Here is a 13,601-nt window from a genome sequence, read left to right on the forward strand (position 1 = left end):
TCGTGGGTGCTCAGGCCTGTTCAGCCAAAGCCTCAGCCTTTTCCCTGACGCCCGTCAACATGGAAACGAATTCGCCTAGAACGGCGGCTTCATCCCTGCTCAACCGCAGGCCCTGTTTCGTGCGTCGCCAGAGAATATCCTCGGCGGTGAAGGCCCATTCGCGCTCCACCAGCCAGCGCACTTCGCATTCGTAAAGCGTGCCGCCGAAATGCCGGCCGAGGCCGGAAACATCGGAGGCGGTTCCGAGCAGGTCCGCCGCCTTGGTGCCGTAGTTTCTGATGAGCCGCTCAGCATGGCGACGGTCAAGGAATGGGTAATTGCAAAGAAGCGACGTTACCTGGGCTTCGTATCTCTCAACGCCGAAATCGCCGCCCGGCAGGTGGGAACCCGCCGTCCAGGGCTTGCCCTTTTCGCCGATAGCCGCGCCGATCTTTTCCAGCGCATGTTCCGCCAGCCGCCGATAGGTGGTGAGCTTGCCGCCAAAAATGTTGAGAAGCGGCGCTTCGCCTTCTGCCTCTTCAACTTTCAGCACGTAATCGCGCGTGGCTTCCTGCGCTTTCGAAGCGCCATCGTCGAAAAGCGGCCGCACGCCGGAATAGGTCCAGACGATATCGTCGGAGTTCACCGGCTCGCTGAAATATTCGCTGGCGGCATTGCAGAGATAGGAAATCTCGTCCTCGGAGATGCGCACCTTGGCGGGATCGCCCTTGTAGTCGCGGTCAGTGGTGCCGATCAGCGTGAAATCCCGCTCATAGGGAATGGCGAAGATGATGCGGTTATCAGGGTTCTGGAAGAAATAGGCACGCGGATCGGAAAACTTTTTGCGCACGATGATATGGCTGCCCTGCACGAGGCGGACATTGTGCACATCGTTGCGGCCGAACACGCCAGACAGGACATTATCCACCCATGGGCCAGCGGCATTGACCAGCATGCGCGCTTTGTGCGTGACTGAGCGGCCGGTTTTTTCGTCCAGCGTTTCGATAAGCCACAGACCGCTTTCGCGATGGGCGGAGACGACCCGCGTGCGGTTCATGATCGTCGCGCCGCGATCCGCCGCATCGCGCGCGTTGAGGACAACGAAACGGGCGTCGTCCACCCAGCCATCGGAATATTCGAAAGCCTTGGCAAAAACCGGCTTCAGAGGCTTGCCCGCCGGATCCTGCCTCAGATCAAGCGTGCGGGTCGGCGGCAAGAGCTTGCGGCCGCCGAGATTGTCATAAAGAAACAGACCGAGCCGGACCATCCATGAAGGACGCACGCCGCCCTTCTGGATGGGCAGAACGAAGCGCATGGGCCAGATGACGTGCGGGGCCATGGCCCATAGAATTTCACGCTCCATCAGGGCTTCCCGCACCAGACGAAACTCGTAATGTTCGAGATAACGCAAGCCGCCATGGATGAGCTTGGTGGCAGCGGACGAAGTGCCGGAGGCAAAATCGCCCTTTTCGGCAAGCGCCACGGAATAGCCTCTGCCCACCGCATCGCGGGCAATGCCGCAACCGTTGATGCCACCACCGATGACAAAAAGATCGAATATGTTTTCGCCGGACATAAGGCCTCCACGACAGCGCCGGGGGATCATTTTCCCCATCGTTGAAAGACGACTGCCATAAAAGCGAAAATAAAACGAATGTCAAAAGAAAACAAACGAAACCGCATTCCAGGCATGGACGATCGACCGCCTGCCACCGCCGAACCGCATGGCCAGTGTGTTACGGGGTCTGTGTTTCAGCCATGTGTCGGGGAAACCTGCTCCAGCTCGTAGAGCACGCCGCCCATGTCCTTTGGATGCAGAAAGAGAACGGGATTGCCATGCGCGCCGATCTTCGGCTCGCCGTCGCCCAGAATGCGGATGCCTTTTTGGACGAGATCGTCTCGGACCGCCAAAATATCCGGCACCTCGAAGCAGAGATGGTGCGTGCCGCCGCCCGGATTTCTTTCGAGGAAGGCGGCAATCGGTGAATGTTCCCCGAGCGGATGAAGAAGTTCGATCTTGGTGTTTTCCGCCTGGATGAAAACCACCGTCACGCCGTGTTCCGGCAGGGATTGCGGCTCCGAGACCCTTGCACCAAGCGCCCTGTAGCGGGCAATGGCGGCCTCAAGATCGGGCACGGCGATGGCGACGTGGTTCAATTTTCCGAACATGGCCGTCTTCCCCTCACGCGTTGCGCCTGACACCTTCGAGCAGGTCGAGAACCCTGTTGGCCGCCTCCATGACATTGGTGCCGGGACCGAAAATCGCCGAAACGCCGTGATCGAGCAGGAACTGGTAATCCTGGCGCGGAATGACGCCGCCAACGACGACGATGATATCGTCTGCGCCCTTCTGCTTCAGCGCCTCGACCAGTTGTGGCGCAAGCGTCTTGTGACCGGCGGCAAGTGACGACATGCCGACCACATGCACCTTGTTCTTGACGGCAAGATCGGCCGCTTCCCCCGGCGTCTGGAACAACGGCCCGGCCAGCACATCGAAACCGATATCGCCAAAGGCAGACGCGATGACTTTCGCTCCACGATCATGCCCGTCCTGCCCGAGCTTGGCCACCATGATACGCGGTTTGGTGCCGATCCTTTCGCTCACGCCGGAAAGCCGGGCGGCGAGCGTGGCAAGCTCCGGTTCATCCCTGTAGGCCTCGCCGTAGATATCGCTCACCACTTCCGGCACGGCAGCATGATCGCCGAATACCACACGCAGCGCATCGGAGATCTCGCCAACCGTGGCACGGGCGCGGGCAGCGACAACGGCAGCTTCGAGAATATTGCCCTTGCCGCTGCGGGCGACCTCAGACAATGCCGCCAGCGCCCTGGAAACGTCCCCGCCGTCACGGCGGCGTTTGGTGTCCTCAAGGCGGCGGATCTGCGCGGCGCGCACTGCGGCATTGTCGATATCGAGAACGTCGATATCTTCTTCGGTTTCCAGACGGTAACGGTTGACGCCGACGATCACTTCCTCGCCCTTGTCCACCGCGGCCTGACGGCGCGTCGCCGCCTCCTCGATCAGTCGTTTCGGCAGGCCTTCCGCCACCGCCTTGGTCATGCCGCCAAGCGCCTCCACCTCCTCGATCAGCGCCCAGGCCTTCTGCGCCAGTTCATCCGTCAGGCTTTCGACGTAATAGGAACCGGCAAGCGGATCGACCACTTTCGTAACGCCTGTTTCATGCTGGAGGATAAGCTGGGTGTTGCGCGCGATGCGGGCGGAAAATTCCGTCGGCAGGGCAATGGCCTCATCAAAGGAATTGGTGTGCAGCGACTGCGTGCCGCCGAGCACGGCGGACATCGCCTCAAACGCGGTGCGGACAATGTTGTTATAGGGATCCTGTTCCTGAAGCGAGACACCGGATGTCTGGCAATGGGTGCGCAGCATCAGCGACGAAGCCTTTTGCGGCTGGAACTCTTCCATGATGCGTGACCAAAGGAAACGTGCGGCCCGCAGCTTTGCCGCCTCCATGAAGAAATTCATGCCGATGGCGAAGAAAAATGACAGGCGGCCGGCGAAATCATCGACATTCAGCCCCTTGGCTAGGGCGGCCCGCACATATTCGCGACCATCCGCCAGCGTGAAAGCCAGTTCCTGCACCAGCGTCGCGCCGGCTTCCTGCATGTGATAGCCGGAAATGGAGATGGAATTGAATTTCGGCATCTCTTTCGCGGTATATTCGATGATGTCGGCGATGATCCGCATCGAAGGTTCCGGCGGGTAGATATAGGTGTTGCGGACCATGAACTCCTTGAGGATATCGTTCTGGATGGTGCCGGAAAGGGCGGCGCGCGAAACGCCCTGCTCTTCCCCCGCCACGATGAAATTGGCGAGAACCGGAATGACGGCCCCATTCATGGTCATGGACACCGAGACCTTTTCGAGCGGTATGCCGTCGAACAGGATTTTCATGTCCTCTACACTGTCGATCGCCACGCCTGCCTTGCCGACATCGCCTTCCACCCGCGGGTGGTCGCTGTCATAACCGCGATGGGTGGCGAGATCGAAGGCCACGGAAACGCCCTGCTGGCCGGCGGCAAGCGCCTTGCGATAAAATGCATTGGAGGCTTCCGCCGTGGAAAAACCGGCATATTGGCGGATGGTCCACGGCCGCCCGGCATACATGGTGGCGCGCGGGCCGCGCGTGAAAGGTGCAAAGCCCGGCAGGTTTTCAAGATGGGAAACCTTTTGCAGATCATCGGCCGTGTAAACCGGTTTGACCTCTATGCCTTCGGGCGTGTGCCAGACCAGTGAATCCGGTGAACGCTTCAGCTCCTTTTCGGCAAGCTGCAGCCAGTCCCGCACCGTTTTTTCACCCGACATGCATCTCTCCCCTTCTGCATTTCATTTTTCCGCACTGTGGCGGGCAATCGTGACCGAAATCCAGCGATCCGCCTTGCCGGTCAAAACCAACCGACCCCGTAAACCGCTCCAGCCCTCATCCGTTCCTCAAAAAACAGGATCGAGCGTCACTCGAATTCGAGGATGACCTCATCCACGGCAAGGCTGTCGCCCGGTTTTGCCGATACTTTGGCGACGCGGCCGCGTTTTTCCGCACGCAGGATGTTTTCCATCTTCATGGCCTCCACCGTCGCAAGCGCCTGGCCGGCCTCCACCTCGTCGCCTTCGCCAACGGAGATACCGGTGATGACGCCGGGCATGGGGCAGAGCAGCAGTTTCGACGTATCCGGCGGCAACTTTTCCGGCATCAGTAATGCCAGTTCTGCCACACGCGGGCTTCGCACATGGGCAAGGATATCCATGCCGCGCCAGCGCAGGCGAACCGCCGCACCGGCAAGATCGACCTTGGCGGCGATCACCTCACCGGCCACCGTGAACAGACCAAGGCTGCGGCCCGGAAGCCAGCCGGTGTCGATGCTCAGCGCCGCACCGTCTTCAAAACGGATTGCCGTGCCATCCGTATCGGTTTCCAGGCTGACGCTCCGATGGGATTTTCCGAACGAAACGACCCAGTCCTGTCCGACGATGCGGCGATGATTGCCGATAGTGCCAGAAATTTCGACCGCGCGGTTTTGAAGTCGCTGGTGGATGACGGTGGCGATGGCCGCAAGTTTGCGTGCGGAGGCCTCATCCGGCTCGACCCCGGAAAAGCCCTCCGGGAATTCCTCGGCAATGAAACCCGTCGTCAGGCGACCGGCCCGGAAGCGCTCATGCTGCATGACGGCCGACAGGAACGGCAGGTTGTGGCCGATGCCCTCAACTTCGAAGCGATCCAGCGCCTGCCCCATGGCATCGATGGCGGTTTTACGATCATGACCCCAGCTACACAGCTTGGCGATCATCGGATCATAATACATCGAGATTTCGCCGCCTTCGAAGACGCCGGTATCATTGCGGATGACGGTGCCGTTTTCTTCCTCGCCCTCCTGCGGCGGGCGATAGCGCGTCAGCCTGCCGATCGACGGCAGGAAGTTGCGATAGGGGTCTTCGGCATATAACCGGCTCTCGATCGCCCAGCCGTTCAGCTTCACATCTGCCTGCCCGAAGGAAAGCTTTTCGCCGGCGGCGACGCGGATCATCTGCTCGACCAGATCGATGCCGGTAATGAGTTCCGTCACCGGATGCTCCACCTGCAGGCGGGTGTTCATTTCCAGAAAATAGAAATTGCACTCGCCATCGACGATGAATTCCACCGTTCCGGCCGAATGGTAGCCGACTGCCCTCGACAGAGCCACGGCCTGCTCGCCCATGGCCTTGCGCGTCGCCTCATCGAGAAAGGGCGACGGCGCTTCCTCGATGACTTTCTGGTTGCGGCGCTGGATCGAGCATTCACGCTCGCCGAGATAAAGGATGTTGCCGTGTTGATCGCCCAGCACCTGAATTTCAATATGGCGCGGCTGGGTGACGAATTTCTCGATGAAGATGCGGTCGTCACCGAAGGAGGATTTCGCCTCGTTTTTCGAGGACTGAAAACCCTCGCGCGCCTCGGCATCGTTGAAGGCAATGCGCATGCCTTTGCCGCCGCCGCCGGCCGAGGCCTTGATCATGACGGGATAACCGATCTGCGATGCGATCCTGACCGCCTCGTCGGCATCCCCGATCAGCCCCATGTGGCCGGGCACGGTGGAAACACCGGCTTCCGCCGCGAGCTTCTTAGACGTGATCTTGTCGCCCATCGCCTGGATCGCTCCGACCGGCGGGCCGATGAAGATGACGCCCGCCTTCTCCAGCGCCTCGGCAAAGGCGGCATTCTCCGACAGGAAACCGTAACCCGGATGCACCGCATCCGCCCCGGTCTTCTCGATCGCCGCAAGGATTTTGTCGATGACGATATAGGACTGCGACGAGGGTGCGGGGCCGATATGAACGGCCTCGTCCGCCATCTTTACATGCAGCGCATTGGCATCCGCATCCGAATAGACCGCAACCGTTGCGATGCCCATCTTCTTCGCCGTTTTGATGACCCGGCAGGCGATCTCGCCGCGATTGGCAATGAGGATTTTCTTGATCACGCGGTTATTCTCCCCCTCTTCCCCTCACGACAAATGTCGGATCCCGTCCTCAAATCTCGAAAAAATTCTCAAACGATTCCGGAAAATTCTGTCGGGCGACACGTTCGTCAATGACAAGCATCGCCTGATATGAAACGGGATCGAAGTTCTTTTCCGCCGGCACGACCTCGCGGCCGAACAGCAGGTTGAGACGGGCGGCATCGAGATTGCCGCGCTCGAAAGGCTCGGCACCGAAATGGTGCCAGAGCGAGTGCAGGAAGGCTGCATCGATGCGATGCTCCTTGGAATCGTCCCGCGCCCTGCGGGGTATCACCTTGATCGGCGTTACCCCTTTGGGATTGGCGCGGCGGATGGTGAACTGGACGCCCGTGCTTGGCATGCCGGAGGGAAATCCCTTGTGTTTGGTCATTTCGGGCAGGTTCGCCATCTCTAGTCCTTCCAAAGCATTTCCAGTAAGAGCGGGTCCGCTTTTACGTCAGGACAATGCATCAATTCAAATAGTTAGAGCGTTTTCAGCGCTCTGGTCTTCTCGTTATGCCTTGCCGATTTTATCCTGCGTCTTCGTCTCGAAGTCGGAGGCATCGTGGCGTTCATGCAATTGTTCGGACGGATCGCCCGAGGTTTTGTTGACGATCACGCCGCGTTTCACCGCAGGGCGTTCGCCGATTTCAAGCGTCCAGCGCATGAGGTTCTTATAACCATCCGCTTCGAGGAAAGCACCCGCATCGCCATAGGCCTGACCAAGCGCAATCTTGCCGTACCAGGGCCAAACGGCCATATCGGCGATCGTATATTCCGAACCGGCCAGATAGCGGTTATCGGCGAGATGACGATCCAGAACGTCAAGCTGGCGCTTCACTTCCATGGCGTAACGGTCGATGGCGTATTTGATCTTCACCGGCGCATAGGCGTAGAAATGGCCGAAACCGCCGCCGAGGAAGGGGGCGGAACCCATCTGCCAGAACAGCCAGTTCAGCGCCTGCGTGCGGGCATTGCCCTCTTTCGGCAGGAAGGCGCCGAATTTTTCCGCGAGGTAGACGAGGATCGAGCCGCTTTCGAAAACGCGGGTCGGCTCAGGGGTCGAATGGTCCATCAGCGCCGGGATCTTGGAATTCGGATTGACGCCGACAAAACCCGAGCCGAACTGGTCGCCTTCGCCGATCCTGATCAGCCATGCATCATATTCGGCGCCCTTGTGGCCGGCAGCCAGCAATTCCTCGAGCATGATCGAGACCTTCTGGCCGTTCGGCGTCGCCAGCGAATAAAGCTGCAACGGATGTTTGCCGACAGGCAGTTCCTTTTCATGGGTGGGACCGGCGATCGGGCGGTTGATATTGGCGAACTGGCCGCCATTGCCCTTGTCCCAGGTCCAGACCTTGGGCACTTCATATCCGGCGGGGAAATTATCTGCGGAGGAATTCTCGGCCATAAAAATCTGTCCTTGTGCGTTTCGGGAGGGCATCCGAACATCCGGGCGCCTGAACAAACATATAGTAAGGTGGCCGAAGCAATTTTCCAGCCCCGAAGCAGGTCAGAGCGGAATAGTGTCGTGTTTCTTCCAGCGGGTTTCCACGCTCTTGCCGCGCAGCGAGGCAAAGGCCCGGGCGATGCGGCGGCGCGAGGAATGCGGCATGATGACCTCATCAATGAAACCGCGCTCCGCCGCCACGAAGGGGTTGGCGAAACGCTCCTCATATTCCCTGGTGCGCGCGGCGATCTTCTCCGGATCGGAAAGCTCGGAACGATAGAGAATTTCCGCCGCACCCTTCGCACCCATGACAGCGATTTCCGCCGTCGGCCAGGCATAGTTCACATCCGCACCGATATGTTTCGAGGCCATCACGTCGTAGGCGCCGCCATAGGCCTTGCGGGTGATCAGCGTCACCATCGGCACCGTCGCCTCCGAATAGGCGAAGAGAAGTTTCGCGCCGTGCTTGATGACGCCGCCATATTCCTGCGCCGTTCCGGGCAGAAAACCCGGCACATCCACCAGCGTCAGCAGCGGAATGTTGAAGGCGTCGCAGAAACGCACGAAACGCGCCGCCTTGCGGGAGCTATCGATATCGAGGCATCCCGCCAGCACCATCGGCTGGTTGGCGACGACACCCACCGTTTGACCTTCGAGACGAATAAATCCGGTGATGATGTTGCGGGCAAAGGCTTCCTGCAACTCAAAGAAATCGCCCTCATCAGCCAGCGCGTGGATCAGTTCCTTCATGTCGTAGGGCTTGTTCGAACTGTCTGGGATCAGCGTATCGAGACGCGCTTCCAATCGTGCGGGGTCGTCATGAAACGGTCGGACGGGCGGTTTTTCGCGGTTATTCAGCGGCAGGAAGTCAAACAGCAGCCGCACATGCTCCAGCGTCTCGATGTCGTTTTCATAAGCGCCATCGGCAACGGAAGATTTTCTGGTGTGGGTTGAAGCGCCGCCCAACTCCTCGGCCGTGACGATCTCGTTGGTCACGGTCTTCACCACATCCGGGCCCGTCACGAACATGTAGGAGGTGTCGCGCACCATGAAGATGAAATCGGTCATGGCAGGCGAATAGACAGCGCCACCGGCACAGGGCCCCATGATGACGGAGATTTGCGGCACGACGCCGGAGGCGATGACATTCCTCTTGAAAACGTCGGCATAACCGCCGAGCGAGGCGACACCCTCCTGAATACGTGCGCCGCCTGAATCGTTGAGGCCGATCACCGGCGCGCCGTTACGAACCGCCATATCCATGATCTTGCATATCTTCTGGGCATGGGTTTCCGACAGCGAGCCGCCGAGAACGGTGAAATCCTGGGAAAACACATAGACCTGCCGGCCATTGATGGTGCCCCAGCCGGTAACGACGCCATCCCCCGCCACCTTCTGTTCCGCCATGCCGAAATCCACCGCCCGGTGGGTAACGTACATGTCGTATTCTTCGAAGGACCCTTCATCCAGAAGCACATCGATGCGCTCGCGCGCCGTCAGCTTGCCCTTGGCATGCTGCGCCTCGATGCGCTTGACGCCGCCGCCAAGCCGCGCTTCGTCGCGGCGCGTCTGCAATTGCTCCAGAATGCTGGGCATGTTTCCTCCATGCGTTTCCTCAAAATCAATAGCTTAGAAAACATTCTCCTAGAAGCCTTGATCGTGCGCGTATGCGTGCCATAAATATTTGCAATATTTAATTTTGCAAAGTTGCAACATGGCGACGGAAAAACTCTTCATCGGCCGCAAGGTCCGCGGCCTTCGCGAAAATGCCCGCGCCACGCAGGCGCAATTCGCCGAACGGCTGGGCATTTCCGCGAGCTACCTGAACCAGATCGAGAATAATCAGCGCCCGGTTTCGGCCAGCGTTCTGGTGACGCTGGTGGAAAAATTCCAGCTCGACATGGCGGAACTGGCAACGGGCGAAAGCGACCGGCTGGTTTCCGCCGTGCGCGAGGCCCTGAAAGACCCACTGTTCATGAATTACGAGCCGGGGCTGCAGGAGCTGAAGCTGATTGCCCAGAACGCACCGGGTTTTGCCCATGCGCTTTTGCGCGCTCATCAGGCTTACAGGCAAAACAGCGAGCAGCTGGTGCAGCTGGACGACAGGCTCGGCCGTGGAACCGCGCAGGTGGAGAGAACGCCCTATGAGGAGGTGCGCGACTTCTTCCACTTCGTCGACAATTACGTCGCCGAAATCGATCTTCTGGCGGAGGAGCTGGCGGACGAACTGGAGATAGAGGGCGGTGAGACCTATGGCATTCTGGCGGCCCACCTGCGCAGCCGTTACGGTGTCCACATCACCAGAATAGAGGCGGCTGGCGGGTTGATCCGGCATTTCGATCCGGCTGGGAAAACACTCGCGCTCAGTTCCTATCTGGCAGCACCAACCCGCTGTTTTCAGCTGGCGCTTCAGATTGCCCAGCTTCATGCGGGAGCGACGGTGGACAGAGTGCTGGCCGCCGCCGGTTTCCGCAGCGCGGAAGCCGCGGAAATCTGTCGCATCGGCCTTTACAATTATTTCGCCGCCGCCCTCATCCTGCCCTATGGCCAATTTCACCGGGCCGCGCAGGAGCTGCGCCACGATCTGGAACTTCTGGCCGTGCGCTTCGGCGCGAGCCTCGAACAGGTGGCCCACAGGCTCAGCACGCTGCAACGCCCCGGCCAAAAGGGTGTCCCGATCTTTTTCGCCAAGATCGATCGTGCCGGCAACATCACCAAACGCCACAGCGCCACAAGGCTGCAATTTGCCCGTTTCGGCGCGGCCTGTCCGCTCTGGAACATCCACCAGGCCTTCGAAAGCTCCGACAGGATCGTGCGCCAGCTTGCGGAAACGCCTGACGGCGTGCGTTATCTTTCCATCGCCACCCAGATCGAAAAAGCGGGCGCCGGTTTCAACACGGACAGGCCACGTTATGCCATCGCACTCGGCTGCGAAATTTCCCATGCGCAGAATTTCGTTTATGCCGATACGCTCGATCTCACCAATACCTCCTCCTTCAAGCCCATCGGCGTTTCCTGCAGGGTGTGCGAAAGGGTGGAATGCGTGCAGCGCGCCGTACCGCCGCTGAAACGCAGGCTGCATGTCGATCATCTCTCCCGCGGGGCCCTGCCCTACAGGATTGCGGACTTCTAGCGCCGCGCGGTCATATCAGGGCAGCGGCACCATCGCGCGCCGCATGACGGCGGCGTAATAGGCCCAGAACAGCCGGGCGGCGACGGAGCGCCAGGGCGTCCAGAGTTCCGCCCGCGCCGCCAGCCATTTCGCATCCGGCCGTGCCTCGAGCGAAAGCGCGTGGCCGACGGCCGCCCGCAACGCCACATCGCCGACCGGGAAAATATCCGGGTGGCCGCCGCAGAACATCAGATAGACTTCCGCCGTCCACGGACCGATGCCGCGAAGCGCCACCAGCTCCGAAAGAGCCACGTCCGCTTCCTTGCGGCTGACGGCATCAAGATCGATGCGCCCATCCGCAACCGTGCGCGCCAAGCCTTCAAGCGTCGTCGCCTTGGCCCGGGAGAGGCCGAAAGTGGCGCGCAATTCTTCCGGCACGGCCAGATAGTTTTCCGCCGTCACCGCCCCGCCCGTGCCCGCAAGAATACGCGCCCATATGGCATTGGCGCTGGCGCGCGAGACCATCTGCGAAACGACGATATGGGCAAGACCCGCAAAACCGGGCTCATGAATGCGCAATTCCAGCGGACCGGCTTTTTCGGCAATCACACCAAGCGCCGGATCGAGGCGGGCAAGCTGCTCCAGACCTTCGCTGATATCGTCGAGGCCCCTGATGATTTTCATGTCTGCACAGCCCATATTCACGTTGGCCCGGCACCGGGTGGCGAGGCGCTTCAAAACATGGCAGAAGAAACCATGCCTTCGCCTCTGCGTCAAAAACCGGTTTACCGTTTTGCACCAAGTCCCAATGGATTACTCCATCTGGGCCACGCGCTTTCCGCTTTTTTGAACAACGATATGGCGCGGGAAAATGGCGGACGCTTTCTGCTGCGCATTGAGGATATTGACCAGACGCGCTGCACGCCGGAACTTGAGCAGGCAATCTATGACGATCTCGGCTGGCTTGAACTGGACTTTGAAAAACCGGTTCGGCGCCAGTCCGAACACTTCGACGAATACCGTGCGGCGCTTGAAAAGCTTATCGAAGCGGGCCTTGCCTATCCCGCCTTCTTGAGCCGTGGCGAGACGAAAGCCATCGTCAGGACCTTCGAGGCGGAGGGCGGGCTCTGGCCACGCGATCCGGACGGCCCACCGCTTTACCCGGACATCGACCGGCAAAGACCGCAGGCGGAACGCGCAGCGCTGCTTGCCTCCGGCCGGCAGCATGCCTGGCGGCTCGACATGGACAAGGCGATCCGCGCCGTTGGCGCCCCCCTGTTCTGGCAGGAGAGCGGCGATGGCGAGACGGGACAAATCGAGGCTCTTCCGGCGTTCTGGGGCGATGTGGTGCTGTCGCGCTCCGACGCGCCCTCGAGTTATCATCTTTCCGTTGTGCTGGACGATGCGTTGCAGGGCATCACCCATGTGGTGCGCGGCATGGATCTGTTCCACGCGACCGCGATCCACCGGCTGTTGCAGCAATTGCTGGACCTGCCGCAGCCCGCCTATCACCATCACCGGCTGATTTTGGGCGCGGATGGGCGCAAGCTCTCGAAAAGCGAAGGCAGCACCGGCCTTTCGGCCCTTCGCGCCGAAGGTGCGTCGCCCTCAGATATCCGCCGGCTTGTCGGGCTCGTCTAGCACCTGCTCGCGGCGCGCGCTGCTGCTGCTGCTGATATTGCGGCGGATGATCTGCCGGACCTTGTATTTCATGAGCGCGGCATTCACCTCCGCTCCCAGCATGAAGATGACGCCCACCATGTAAAGAAACACCAGCACCACCATGACCGAGGCGAGACCGGCATAGGTGGCGGCGTAATTTGCGAAGGTGGAAAGGTAATAGGCAAAAATCGCCGCGCCGATGACCCAGAATATCATCGTCAGCAGAATGCCGGGCCAGACATCCCAGATGCGGCGCTTGCCGGCCGGAAGCCACAGATGCGCCGCAACAAGCCCGCCGTCAGCACCACGATGGTGCCGTAAAGACCGAGGCTGGAGACCGTGTTCAGCACATCCGTCAGCCAGGGAAAACGCTGCTCGGCAAAAGACATGGCAACCGGCACGGCAACGAGCACGATGCTGATGCCGGTAAAAACCACCACCGCAATCAGCACGTAAAGCAGGCTGAGCAGGCGGGTGACATACCACCAGCGCGTTTCGGTGACGCGATAGGCGCGGTTCAGCGAAATTCTCAGCGCCTCGACACCGTTGGACGCAAAATAGGCGGCTGCCAGCACCGAGATTGTCAGCAGCCCGCCGCGCGGAATGGTCAGAACCTGCTGCACCTGCGCCGCGAGCGGACCGGCAATGGCTTCCGGCCAGGTATCGAAAATAAGATGCACTGCCGTTTCGGAAAACTGGTCCGCGCCCAGAAAACCGGCAAGCGCCGTGCCAAAGATCAGGAAGGGGAACAGCGCCAGCAGAATGGAAAGCGCCATATGGCTCGCCATCGCCCAGCCGTCATCCTCGGCGAAATGGGAATAGGCATCGAAGGCAACCTTGCCTGCCAGGCGCACTGCGGCAACCATGTCACCTCCATTCATCGGCATTTCATTTGTAACTTCGTCG

Annotated in this window: 10 protein-coding genes and 1 pseudogene; 2 read left to right on the top strand and 9 right to left on the bottom strand. The window is 60.1% G+C overall.

Annotated features, from left to right (window positions below):
• Positions 1 to 10: 10 nt before the first annotated feature.
• The 7 genes from G3A56_RS19685 to G3A56_RS19715 form a co-directional block, all read right to left on the bottom strand.
• A complete protein-coding gene (locus G3A56_RS19685; RefSeq protein ID WP_082185490.1) occupies positions 11 to 1,555 on the bottom strand; it encodes a glycerol-3-phosphate dehydrogenase in 1,545 nt (514 codons plus the stop codon).
• Positions 1,556 to 1,731: 176 nt separating this feature from the next.
• On the bottom strand, positions 1,732 to 2,148 hold the full coding sequence (gene mce / locus G3A56_RS19690) for a methylmalonyl-CoA epimerase (RefSeq protein WP_082185488.1): 417 nt from the start codon (positions 2,146 to 2,148) through the stop codon (positions 1,732 to 1,734).
• 13 nt (positions 2,149 to 2,161) lie between these two features.
• On the bottom strand, positions 2,162 to 4,303 hold the full coding sequence (gene scpA, locus G3A56_RS19695) for a methylmalonyl-CoA mutase (protein WP_003497411.1): 2,142 nt from the start codon (positions 4,301 to 4,303) through the stop codon (positions 2,162 to 2,164).
• A gap of 146 nt (positions 4,304 to 4,449) precedes the next feature.
• The gene (locus G3A56_RS19700; RefSeq protein ID WP_164056791.1) at positions 4,450 to 6,453 is read right to left on the bottom strand and encodes an acetyl-CoA carboxylase biotin carboxylase subunit; all 2,004 of its coding nucleotides are present in this window, start codon (positions 6,451 to 6,453) and stop codon (positions 4,450 to 4,452) included.
• Between the two features lie 49 nt (positions 6,454 to 6,502).
• Complete coding sequence (locus tag G3A56_RS19705; protein ID WP_003497414.1) at positions 6,503 to 6,880, bottom strand: hypothetical protein; 378 nt, start codon at positions 6,878 to 6,880, stop codon at positions 6,503 to 6,505.
• Positions 6,881 to 6,985: 105 nt separating this feature from the next.
• Positions 6,986 to 7,882 carry a glutathione-dependent disulfide-bond oxidoreductase gene (gene yghU / locus G3A56_RS19710; protein ID WP_082185485.1) on the bottom strand — a complete coding sequence of 299 codons (897 nt, stop codon included), beginning with the start codon at positions 7,880 to 7,882 and terminating at the stop codon, positions 6,986 to 6,988.
• Between the two features lie 102 nt (positions 7,883 to 7,984).
• Entirely contained in the window at positions 7,985 to 9,517 is a 1,533-nt protein-coding gene (locus G3A56_RS19715; RefSeq protein ID WP_003497416.1) for an acyl-CoA carboxylase subunit beta, read from the bottom strand.
• A 118-nt stretch (positions 9,518 to 9,635) separates the two neighbouring features.
• Here G3A56_RS19715 and G3A56_RS19720 point away from each other — a divergent pair, with 118 nt between their 5' ends.
• Positions 9,636 to 11,054: a helix-turn-helix domain-containing protein gene (locus tag G3A56_RS19720; RefSeq protein WP_082185483.1), complete on the top strand. Its 1,419-nt coding sequence runs from the start codon at positions 9,636 to 9,638 to the stop codon at positions 11,052 to 11,054.
• 15 nt (positions 11,055 to 11,069) lie between these two features.
• On the opposite strand, the gene G3A56_RS19725 is transcribed toward G3A56_RS19720, so the two are convergent.
• Positions 11,070 to 11,717: a DNA-3-methyladenine glycosylase family protein gene (locus tag G3A56_RS19725; protein ID WP_082185481.1), complete on the bottom strand. Its 648-nt coding sequence runs from the start codon at positions 11,715 to 11,717 to the stop codon at positions 11,070 to 11,072.
• A gap of 57 nt (positions 11,718 to 11,774) precedes the next feature.
• On the opposite strand from G3A56_RS19725, the gene gluQRS reads away from it, so the two are divergent.
• Positions 11,775 to 12,674, top strand: coding sequence for a tRNA glutamyl-Q(34) synthetase GluQRS (gene gluQRS, locus G3A56_RS19730; protein WP_082185479.1), 900 nt, complete (start codon positions 11,775 to 11,777; stop codon positions 12,672 to 12,674).
• On the opposite strand, the pseudogene G3A56_RS19735 reads toward gluQRS, so the two are convergent.
• A pseudogene (locus G3A56_RS19735) lies at positions 12,642 to 13,561 on the bottom strand (YihY/virulence factor BrkB family protein). The gene gluQRS and the pseudogene G3A56_RS19735 overlap by 33 nt on opposite strands.
• Positions 13,562 to 13,601: the final 40 nt, after the last annotated feature.

Origin of the sequence: Rhizobium oryzihabitans, assembly GCF_010669145.1 — a bacterium.
Taxonomy (GTDB): Bacteria; Pseudomonadota; Alphaproteobacteria; order Rhizobiales; family Rhizobiaceae; genus Agrobacterium; species Agrobacterium oryzihabitans.

Coding starts and splice junctions, on each gene's coding strand:
- G3A56_RS19685 (WP_082185490.1), bottom strand. CDS start 1,555: ATGTCCGGCGAAAACATATTCGATCTTTTTGTCATCGGTGGTGGCATC.
- mce (WP_082185488.1), bottom strand. CDS start 2,148: ATGTTCGGAAAATTGAACCACGTCGCCATCGCCGTGCCCGATCTTGAG.
- scpA (WP_003497411.1), bottom strand. CDS start 4,303: ATGTCGGGTGAAAAAACGGTGCGGGACTGGCTGCAGCTTGCCGAAAAG.
- G3A56_RS19705 (WP_003497414.1), bottom strand. CDS start 6,880: ATGGCGAACCTGCCCGAAATGACCAAACACAAGGGATTTCCCTCCGGC.
- yghU (WP_082185485.1), bottom strand. CDS start 7,882: ATGGCCGAGAATTCCTCCGCAGATAATTTCCCCGCCGGATATGAAGTG.
- G3A56_RS19715 (WP_003497416.1), bottom strand. CDS start 9,517: ATGCCCAGCATTCTGGAGCAATTGCAGACGCGCCGCGACGAAGCGCGG.
- G3A56_RS19720 (WP_082185483.1), top strand. CDS start 9,636: ATGGCGACGGAAAAACTCTTCATCGGCCGCAAGGTCCGCGGCCTTCGC.
- G3A56_RS19725 (WP_082185481.1), bottom strand. CDS start 11,717: ATGAAAATCATCAGGGGCCTCGACGATATCAGCGAAGGTCTGGAGCAG.
- gluQRS (WP_082185479.1), top strand. CDS start 11,775: ATGGCAGAAGAAACCATGCCTTCGCCTCTGCGTCAAAAACCGGTTTAC.